9 protein-coding genes are annotated in these 7949 nt (G+C 43.5%); 6 read left to right on the top strand and 3 right to left on the bottom strand.

The genetic code is table 11. The features are described 5' to 3' along the window. The first annotated feature begins 90 nt into the window (after positions 1–90). Positions 91–915: a hypothetical protein gene (locus tag NJ959_RS21940; protein ID WP_254013875.1), complete on the top strand. Its 825-nt coding sequence runs from the start codon at positions 91–93 to the stop codon at positions 913–915. A gap of 343 nt (positions 916–1258) precedes the next feature. Here NJ959_RS21940 and NJ959_RS21935 read toward each other — a convergent pair whose 3' ends face one another. Then, the gene (locus NJ959_RS21935; RefSeq protein WP_254013874.1) at positions 1259–2500 is read right to left on the bottom strand and encodes an RNA-guided endonuclease InsQ/TnpB family protein; all 1242 of its coding nucleotides are present in this window, start codon (positions 2498–2500) and stop codon (positions 1259–1261) included. A gap of 134 nt (positions 2501–2634) precedes the next feature. Here NJ959_RS21935 and NJ959_RS30810 point away from each other — a divergent pair, with 134 nt between their 5' ends. Then, the gene (locus tag NJ959_RS30810; RefSeq protein WP_373693691.1) at positions 2635–2730 is read left to right on the top strand and encodes a hypothetical protein; all 96 of its coding nucleotides are present in this window, start codon (positions 2635–2637) and stop codon (positions 2728–2730) included. Positions 2731–2779: 49 nt separating this feature from the next. Here the strand turns inward: NJ959_RS30810 and NJ959_RS21930 are convergent, their stop codons facing one another. Then, entirely contained in the window at positions 2780–3412 is a 633-nt protein-coding gene (locus NJ959_RS21930) for a type I restriction endonuclease (RefSeq protein WP_254013873.1), read from the bottom strand. A gap of 81 nt (positions 3413–3493) precedes the next feature. Here NJ959_RS21930 and NJ959_RS21925 point away from each other — a divergent pair, with 81 nt between their 5' ends. From NJ959_RS21925 to rpoD, 4 genes are all read left to right on the top strand, one after another. After that, positions 3494–4159: a polysaccharide deacetylase family protein gene (locus NJ959_RS21925; protein ID WP_254013872.1), complete on the top strand. Its 666-nt coding sequence runs from the start codon at positions 3494–3496 to the stop codon at positions 4157–4159. Positions 4160–4513: 354 nt separating this feature from the next. Further along, the gene (locus NJ959_RS21920) at positions 4514–4714 is read left to right on the top strand and encodes a hypothetical protein (RefSeq protein ID WP_254013871.1); all 201 of its coding nucleotides are present in this window, start codon (positions 4514–4516) and stop codon (positions 4712–4714) included. Positions 4715–4776: 62 nt separating this feature from the next. Then, positions 4777–5940: an RNA-guided endonuclease InsQ/TnpB family protein gene (locus tag NJ959_RS21915; protein ID WP_254013870.1), complete on the top strand. Its 1164-nt coding sequence runs from the start codon at positions 4777–4779 to the stop codon at positions 5938–5940. A gap of 173 nt (positions 5941–6113) precedes the next feature. After that, a complete protein-coding gene (rpoD, locus tag NJ959_RS21910) occupies positions 6114–7286 on the top strand; it encodes an RNA polymerase sigma factor RpoD (protein ID WP_254013869.1) in 1173 nt (390 codons plus the stop codon). An 85-nt stretch (positions 7287–7371) separates the two neighbouring features. Here the strand turns inward: rpoD and NJ959_RS21905 are convergent, their stop codons facing one another. Next, the gene (locus NJ959_RS21905; RefSeq protein ID WP_254013868.1) at positions 7372–7848 is read right to left on the bottom strand and encodes a low molecular weight protein-tyrosine-phosphatase; all 477 of its coding nucleotides are present in this window, start codon (positions 7846–7848) and stop codon (positions 7372–7374) included. Positions 7849–7949: the final 101 nt, after the last annotated feature.

Genomic DNA, 7949 nt, shown 5'->3' with positions numbered 1-7949 from the left:
CCCTAACATCTGGTCATGCAAAACCTGTATTCTATAAATTAGAGATAGCACATACAAGCATTATCGCTCGCAGACTAGAAGGAACTCTTCGTGGCACAAGGATCGTCTTGGTGGCGGCAACTTATCCGAGAAAGTGACAATTTATTGCTCTTGACATTAAAAAGTCGAGGGTTTAAGCCGCGTTACCCATACCGATTTAAGAAATCCGGTAGCTGGTTGGTGGGATTATTCGTCGTCGCCATGCTGTTTTGGAATTGGCAGCTTTTGCTGGCGACGGTGGCTGGTGTATTAGTAATGGCGGTAGTTTACTTCCTCCAAGACTGGGATTGGCAACTCTACTTATCAAGTTTACGCCGCTTCATCAGTGGCACTAATCGAAAGTTAGCCATTGCCGTAACTAGTGGCGGTATCGCTACCTTAAGCGCTTACATCATGGTTTCCATTTGGGTTGAGCCTAATGGAAGCTGGATTGCTGCTGCGGCAATGTTTCAAGGATTTGGTACTCTCGCCACCCTAGGTTTACTAGTTTGGCACATCCTCAAACAACAAAATAGTCGCGATGAAATAAAACATGACGAGCTATTTATTCAGCTTACTGACACTGATCCCCTAAAACGCCTTCTCGCAGTGCGACACCTAACCCGCTGGGGCACTCGGCACTTACACTCATCCACACAGCGACAAGTAACAGAGTGCTTTCGCTTAATGTTGAGTCGTGAATCAGAAGTCATTATCCGGGATGCTATTCTTGATAGTCTTCAGGTGCTAGGCGATGCCGAAGGCGGGCGAGCGCGAAGCTTCTCGTTGGCGCAGCCTCTCGTAGAGAAGAGAAGCAAAATCTTAGCTCAAGGTACTCAGCCATTGCAAATCCCGGTTGTGATTAAGCAAGCTGAGGGAGTGGGGAGTCGGGAGTAGGGAGTGGGGAGTGGGGACAATTTGCTGTAGGGGCGAAGCATTTGGGCGATAACTTATGCGGAAAACCCAAAGATGACAATCCAAATGCTTCGCCCTGAGTGGGGAAAGATACTATACTCCCAATATCACATCTAGTGCTATAGGAATAATAATTTTTTTAACGCAAAGGGCGCAAAGAGTAGCGCAAAGAGCGCAAAGTTTTTAGGTTGTGCCATAAGATATCCGTTGAGTTAAGATAATATCCATAACTAGATTTCCTTTCGTACCACATATTTAAGTGGTTAGGAGGCTATGTTTGACACTCTCAGGGCTGAAGCCGCTGAGATTCTTAAGAATTAAGGCCCTAGTGGATCTTGATTCTTAACGGCTGAGCCAAACAGCCTCTAGACAGTCCGGTAAAACCATTCTGCTTACTTTTTCGCCCAATGTTTGCAGCACCATTAGCATCTGAGTTAATCAAATGTCCTTTTTTGCTTCTATACAATCCTCGCTTAACCCGCTTTCCAGAAAACTGGTACGTAGCTGGTTTATCGGCATTGTAAATAGGCAGGTTGTCACCATCCAAAGCACTCGCTTTACTAGTGTAAGACTCTTCTTGCTCTTGGTAGTTCAAACCGTATCGCTCACAAAGGGATTTAAGTTTATTTCTCAAGCTATAGAAGGGAATCTGAACAAAGTTTTGATTATTCCTCCTGCCAATATTGATGCCATCTTTCATCCCAATATTGAACCCGACAATCAGGTGTTCAATCTTAGTATTGACACAATGGTCAATAATCAATCTTGCCGTCTTGTTCAAGTAGTCTCTAACTTGACTGCTGCGATTGGTATACAATCTTGATTGACGCTCGGTAAGTTGCTTAATTCCCTGGAAATCTTTAATGGATTGCAGTCTGGCATTTTCTTTGTTGAACCAGTGATTAATAGATTTAAGTTTGCGACCATCCACAATAAAGGATGCCCCATTGGTGTCAACACAAGTAGCCAAGTTATCAAGCCCGAAATCAATCGCCAAAGCACTGCCCTTGACTATTTCAACAGCTTCAACTTCGCCTTCAGAAACATACTCAACTTCAAAAAATTGAGCGTCATACTTGGGGTTAATTCTTACTTCTTTAATCTTAGCTGGATCAAGGCGTTTGGGGAAATCAAGTACAATTTCACCAAATTCCTTTTTAAAAGAATTCGACATCGGCACTTTGAATTTCCCATCCTTGACTTTGATCCGAGGAATTATCAGCACAAAATAGCCATCCTTATGCAAGTAGTGAGGAAGTCTTACCTTCTGCTGATAGGTTCCAGATCGAATGGCTTTGATCGATCCATAGAAGCTGCGAAAAGTTCTATCTACTACCTTCAATGTTTGCTGTGCAATGTCAGTGTTGAGAGTTTGATAGTTCTCATTGTCTTTGCACAAATGGTAAGCAGACTCATAACGCAAGTGCTTATGTTCTTGGAAGTAGTACTGTCTGACTGTGTAAAGCCCTACATTGTAGAGGTTTTTACTCAACCGACACAACTGTCTCAGAGCCAAGAACTCGGTCTTGCTAAGATCGCGTATTTGGTTTTTCTGAGTCAAGTACATAAGATTTTCTTTCGCTACCCTTTGATTATATAGCGAAAGCTCTTAAGATGCAAGGAGTATCGTTGAAAAGACCACTGGGATTAAAATCCCCCGAGTCGCTTACCTCTCAGCTCTGAAGAGACTGAGTTTCCCGCATCCCTTACTACTTTTATGATGCTTGCTATCGTCTCATCTGGCATTGTGCCCAAAATATGACCTATCCAGACTTTTACCAAGCTTGGCACAATTAGTTATTGGTTATTGGTTATTGGTTATTGGTTATTGGTTATTGGTTATTGGTTATTCGTCTATTACCCGACTTATTCGCTTCAAAACTTGCAAAATACTGTAGAGTTCATGATTCGAGGTAAATGGTGAAAACACCCTGGAAACATCATATTGTCGATTATCAATTTGTGTCAGTTTCACAAACAAAATATCATCGCCATTTGTCATCATGCCAAAACTAGGTCGCTCTGGCTGAGGATTAGCCATTAAATAAGCAAGAGTTTGTGGTAATCCTGACCAAACCGAAAGTGCTGTCTTTTTAGATTCTAATACTACTATCCAAAGCTGATTATCAAGCACCAACACATCAATCCGCCCTTGTAAAACCTCCTCGCTATCATCAAGAATAATCTGGACTGATTCCTCAGCCCTAACCTTAAATGGTGGATCGTAAAAACCCGCGATTGCTAGGAGAGGGGAAGCCAACAAGAGCATAACAGTTCCCTCCAACAAATGACTCTCAGCACGTTGATAAAGATATCGCTCCCTCAACTGATTTAGCCCCATCCTTTCTGCCTCAGAAAGATTAGGTAAACCCGTGCGCCAGTCTGAGAAAAATTCCTCGTTTTCTGTGCGGTGGAGATTAAATCGTCGCTCTGCTTCTGCCAGGGTTGTAATTGCTTCTGTAATTGCTATTCTGGACATATCTTTTATTCTGCGGCTATTGGTTCATCGACTCCCCATTCCCCACTCCAAAAAACCCACTCCCCACTCCCCATATCCGCTGTGCAATTCGCCCCACTTTACCCCATTCTCTACCCAATTCTGAAACGAACCTTCCCCAATTGTCTCTGGTCAGGTTCTCCCCAAAGAAAAGCGATCGCGCTAACATTCGATGATGGTCCTCATCCCAAGTACACTCCCCAACTCCTACAAGTATTGGACAGATACAATATCACAGCCAGTTTTTTCTGGTTGGGTGCTTGCGTCAAAGCAGCGCCCACAGTTGCCAGAGAAGTTTACCAACAGGGACATTGGATCGGACTCCATGGATATCACCATCGCTCCTTTCCATTGCTAAAACCAGATGCGCTTAAAGAAAGTTTAGAAAAAACCCAAGACGCGATCTGCCAAGCATGTCAATTTGAACCGAAACATATTAGAGATGTGCGCCCCCCTAACGGTTTATTTACACCCCAAACCTTGAAATTATTACATCAGTGGCAATATCGCCCCGTGATGTGGAGCGTTGTACCAGAAGACTGGGTATCACCCGGCGTTGAGGTAGTTGTGCGACGAGTAATACAACAAGTACGAAATGGGTCGCTAATTGTCTTACATGATGGTTACCATGGAGGAGAAGATGTAGCTCAGACTACCAATCGGTTAATTCCTCAGCTATTGCAACAAGGTTATAAATTTGTAACCATAGAGGAATTGTCAACTTTCTGACTTTCCAGTCTCAAGACTTAGCGACTTTTAGCGACTAAACACTACCAGTAGGGTGACAAACAGCTAAAACTCCATAATTAAAACTACATGTAGAGGTTGTGGCACAGTCTACCGATGAAACAAGGGACCAGGGGGGAAGAGTTAGAAATATGGGAGGGAGACATAAATGACTAATTGATATCTCTTATCTTCCTATCCCCCGATCGTTGAATAGAAGTACTCAAAGACTTCTATCACCCTTGACTAGAGTGTAATTTCCAGTTTCTTACCCCAGAGACTCATTTTCTGTGTTAAAACAAATGTTTTACACAAATAGACCTTTGGCGATCCCGTAGCTGTCTGTGATCGTTAAAAATGTTTCCAATAGAGAAAAACTTCGCTAACGTAGTCAGAGGAGATGCCGATAGCGGCACAGAACAAATGTACTATCTAGAATTCGGGATGATTTATGACTTTCTCAGAAACTATGGGTGTTATCGACCAGCAAAATTCAGTGCAATGGCTGAGTATATTTCAGCTATTTGTCTGGGGTCATTCAGTGGGAAGCTAGAGTAGATTTGATGAAGGGTTAATCAACAGTAGCAGTTTTATTAATAAACACTGACAAAGGCTGACATATGCTTCTAGGGTTCAAAACCGAACTCAAACTCAATGGTCCACAGCGCGTCACTTTAGCCAAACACGCCGGAGTAGCGCGTCATGCTTACAATTGGGGATTGGCATTATGCCAAAATATTCTGAGTCACAATCGGGAATACCCATTGGAATTGTTAAAGTTTCCCACTGCCATTGACTTACATAAACTCTTGGTAGCAATGGTGAAATCAGAGAATCATTGGTACTATGAAGTATCTAAATGCGCACCTCAATATGCTTTAAAACATCTAGCCGATGCCTTTAAAGCTTTTTGGACCTCTAAAAAAGGCTTTCCCAACTTCAAGAAAAAATGGCGACATGACTCGTTTACTTTGGATGGTTCAATTACTGTTTCTTCAAGAAAAATCCGAGTACCTGTAATTGGTTGCTTGAAAACTTATGAACGCCTCCCTCAAGGAATTAATCCGAAATCGGTGACAATCTCCCGAACTGCTGACCGATGGTTTATCTCATTTAAATTCGAGGTATCATCACAGGCAACACCGAAAAAAGTTGAGGTGGTTGGGATCGATTTAGGCATAAACCACCTGGCGACTCTCTCGACAGGGGAGGTGTTTGAAGGAGCGAAGAGTTATAAAAAACTCTCGACCAAGTTAGCCAGAATCCAATGGTTAAATCGACGAAAAGTCAAGGGTTCTGGTAATTGGAAAAAGGCGCAAATTAAAATAGCAAGGCTACATAGACACATCGCTAACATTCGGTCAGATACATTACATAAGATTACTACCTATATCGCTAAAAACCACGGCGTAATTGGGATTGAAGACTTGAATGTATCAGGAATGATGGCGAATCACAAATTAGCCTCAGCTATTGCGGATATGGGTTTTTCTGAATTTCGTCGCCAGTTAGAATATAAATGTCAACTTTATGGCAGTCAATTGGTGGTGGTAGATAGATTCTTTCCCAGGAGCAAAAAATGTTCTAACTGTGGTGTAGTTAAAGAGTCTTTGTCACTATCTCAACGAGTTTTCCGGTGTGAAACTTGTAATAATGATGCGGACAGAGATTTCAATGCTTCTGTGAATTTAGAAACGGCGGTAAGCTATACCGTGACAGCCTCTCGACTGGATAGTGCCGACACTTCCAGGGTGACAGAGGAAGAAGATGTGAGCGATTGTTAGCAATTGTCAGCATTTTTGGGGCGGACATAAATCTTAGATGATTTCTCCTAGCTCAACGAGTGGAGAACAATTCAGAAAGTAGCAAAACCCAGATCGCTGGCTACACTATCTGAAACACATGAACGGACAAGATCCTAACTAGTCTTTAACTGAAGGAGCATGAGGAAAAAGGCATGACCCAGACACACGACGTACTCGAAACTATCGCTCAACCTCGCAGCGGATTGGAGTTTGATTTTCTAATCGAGGATGAAATCAACCGAGACGAGCTGCTAGATATTCCACTGGATGAGGAAGATATCACCAGAGAGGATCTAGTTGAGGCTCCAGCGGATGAGGAAGATGGTAAGACTGGCAAGGTGCGTTCTACCCGTCGTCGGGCACAAGCCAAGAAAAAGCACTACACGGAAGATTCCATTCGCCTCTACCTGCAAGAAATTGGTCGGATACGACTGTTGCGGGCAGATGAAGAAATTGAATTGGCACGGAAAATTGCCGACTTGTTGGAATTAGAGCGAGTGCGAGAACGCTTATTCGATCAATTGGAAAGAGAGCCAAAAGACAATGAATGGGCAAATTCAGTCAACATGAAGTTGTCGGAGTTTCGCTATCGCCTATACTTAGGTCGGAAAGCGAAAGACAAAATGGTTCAGTCTAACCTCCGTCTGGTAGTCTCAATTGCTAAAAAGTACATGAATCGGGGTCTGTCATTCCAAGATCTCATTCAAGAAGGCTCTCTGGGTTTAATTCGTGCCGCTGAGAAGTTCGACCATGAAAAAGGCTACAAGTTCTCCACCTACGCAACCTGGTGGATTCGTCAAGCCATAACTAGAGCGATCGCAGATCAGTCCCGCACCATTCGCTTACCTGTCCATCTCTACGAAACCATCTCTCGGATTAAAAAGACAACCAAGATTTTATCCCAAGAAATGGGGCGCAAGCCGACGGAAGAAGAAATCGCCGATCGTATGGAAATGACCATCGAGAAGTTACGATTTATTGCTAAATCCGCCCAACTGCCCATCTCCCTGGAAACACCAATCGGGAAAGAAGAAGACTCTAGACTGGGAGACTTTATCGAAGCCGATGGTGAAACTCCAGAAGATCAAGTGTCCAAAAATCTGCTTCGGGAAGACTTGGAAAGCGTCCTTGACACTCTCAGCCCTCGCGAACGAGATGTCCTGCGACTGCGTTACGGGTTAGATGATGGACGAATGAAAACCCTTGAAGAAATTGGTCAGATCTTCAATGTGACTCGCGAAAGAATTCGGCAAATTGAAGCCAAAGCACTGCGGAAACTACGCCACCCCAATCGGAACAGCATTCTCAAGGAATACATCCGCTAGTAGGGATTTAATTTAATGTCACAAAGGTAATTAGATAAAAAAACCCGGTTTTTCAGAAAAACCGGGTTTTTTGTACTCCATAAAATTATGGGTAATTCTCGATCGCATAGTCCAGTAAACCCTGACAGGCATCTAGGAGTAAATCAATTACCTGGTTAAATCCCTCTACACCACCATAGTAAGGATCGGGCACTTCTTCTTCCTGATGGCAAGACGCAAACTTACACATCAACCGGACTTTATGGCGATACTTACCCGTAGCATCTAGGGCAAGAATCTCCCGATAATTATCTCGATCCATTGCCAAAATCAGGTCAAAGCTTTCAAAATCAGATATCTCAAATTGCCTAGCTCTACCTTTGAGGGTTATACCCCGACGGAGAGCGGCGGCTGCCATCCGTCGATCGGGGACAGCACCAATGTGATAACTGCTAGTGCCAGCCGAATCACAGATAATGCGATCGCTCAAAAGAGCTTGTTCGACAAGGTGATTCATGATGTTCTCGGCTGAGGGAGAACGGCAAATATTACCAAGGCAGACAAAGAGTAATTTACAAGCCATAGGTTTGACACTTAATATTTAGCTTTGTCGGTTCCTAGCTGCTAGGGAGTCGGGAGTCGGGAGTGGGGAGTGGAACAGCGGATGCCGTATCGGTTTTGGGG

This window comes from Limnofasciculus baicalensis BBK-W-15 (assembly GCF_024178385.1).
GTDB lineage: Bacteria > Cyanobacteriota > Cyanobacteriia > Cyanobacteriales > Coleofasciculaceae > Limnofasciculus > Limnofasciculus baicalensis.
This window is presented reverse-complemented; position numbering and strand designations above follow the sequence as displayed.